Origin of the sequence: Winkia neuii subsp. neuii DSM 8576 (assembly GCF_000420405.1) — a bacterium.
GTDB classification, from domain to species: domain Bacteria; phylum Actinomycetota; class Actinomycetes; order Actinomycetales; family Actinomycetaceae; genus Winkia; species Winkia neuii.
This window is the reverse complement of the sequence record NZ_ATUW01000028.1, coordinates 1-1,622: the sequence shown is the minus strand read 5'-3', so window position 1 is coordinate 1,622 and position 1,622 is coordinate 1. Positions and strand designations below refer to the sequence as shown.

At 53.6% G+C, this 1,622-nt stretch carries 1 protein-coding gene and 1 pseudogene; both read left to right on the top strand.

The window, feature by feature from the left end:
• Positions 1-114 precede the first annotated feature (114 nt).
• Positions 115-261 (top strand): annotated as a pseudogene (locus tag G437_RS11690) (hypothetical protein); the annotation flags it as partial.
• Positions 262-288: 27 nt separating this feature from the next.
• A complete protein-coding gene (locus G437_RS10770) occupies positions 289-1,239 on the top strand; it encodes a tyrosine-type recombinase/integrase (RefSeq protein ID WP_051141950.1) in 951 nt (316 codons plus the stop codon).
• Positions 1,240-1,622 lie beyond the last annotated feature (383 nt).

Below are 1,622 nucleotides of genomic sequence, written 5' to 3'. Positions count from 1 at the left end.
TTTTCGTTGCTAGGACGCGGGAAAAGCTCGGTTGGCAATGTTAGTAAGTGTTGCTAAGTGTAGGGATGTGTGAGTATGTTAAGGGCACGTTAGGGCACGCAGGAGGCACGAAAAATGAGCCGCGCATCATGGGGAAAAGTCCGCAAGCTACCATCAGGAAATTTTCAAGCATCGTATATTGCAGAGGGTGGAAGGCGAGTAAACGCGCCAGCAACTTTCACAACCAAAAGGGCCGCGCGGGCCTGGCTCGCCACCCAGCAAGCGCGCATAAGCGCGGAAGAAAACGGGATGGCACCAAAACAGGCTGAAAAGCCGCCCCTACCCGATAAGACTTTGCAGCAAGCCTACAATTTATATTTTGATGCCTGCGAGCGGCGTGGGCTGTCCCCAGGGACCCTGCGCTCCTATCGGAGCCACTGGAACGCGCATATAGCCCCTGCGCTAGGGAAAATGCAGCTACAGGCGATAACCGAAGATGTGATCAAAGGCTGGCTGCAGGGGAAACGTTCCACCTCGGATAAGAAAAAGGCAGAATCGTTATCCACCCTCCAACGCATCTTACAAGCGGCTGTAGAGCAAAAATGGTTATATGAGAATCCCGCCAAAGATGTACACGCAACCGGGGGGCGTAAAAAAGCCGCGCGCCGATCCTACCCAATTTTGACGCACGCCCAGCTAGAGGCTATCCGCGCCGCGATGCCTCCTGCCTGTGCTATCGCAGTAGATTTAGGCGCTTGGTGCGCTTTACGCTCTGGTGAGGTATGCGCCTTGCGGCGCAAGGATATTGACCTTGTGGAAGGCGTTATAAAGGTGCGCAGGGCAGTAAAACAGGGGGTCCGGGGGGAATGGTTCGAGGGGCCCCCGAAAAGTGCTGCAGGCGTGCGTGACGTTGCCTTGCCGCCCTCGATCCTAGCGCGTCTAAAAGATCACATGAGCAAGTATGTGCAAAGCTCCAGAGAGGGCCTAATTATTCACTACCCAGGCAAACCGGATGAATTCATGCGGGGCAAGCATCTAAAAAACCGCTTCGATAAAGCGGTAAAGGCTGCAGGGTTGCCGCGTATGCGCTTCCATGATTTGCGGCATACGGGGCTTACGGCTTTCGCGCGTGCTGGGGCTACTGCTGCTGAGCTTATGCACCGCGCGGGGCATAGCGATATAGAAACTGCGATGATCTATCAGCACGCAGAATTAGCGCGAGATAAACAGCTTGCCGCCGCTATGGACACGGTTATTTAGGGGTGGTACAGTGTAGGCATTCCCCGCGAAAGCGGGGGTAACCCGTAACAGGGGCAACGCGAAAGTGTTGTTATTTCATATTCCCCGCGAAAGCGGGGGTACTTGTGAGGTCTGGTCGTTTTGGCCGGGCCTTATTTTTTTGTTGCGTAGGTCACTTGTTTACACCTTGCAATGTCGCACGGTGCGACATATACTAGTACTCGTAAGGCAGTTCAAAGCCTTACAGCACAACATGAAAGGAAATAAAAATGGCTATCGACTACAACACCAAAATCAAAAAGCTACTCGCCGGCGAACGCGTCGAACTATCCCTAGAAGGCAATGGCGCAGCCTACACTAGGTTCGAGTACTGGACCCTAGAAGACATCAAAGAGATTGGCTGG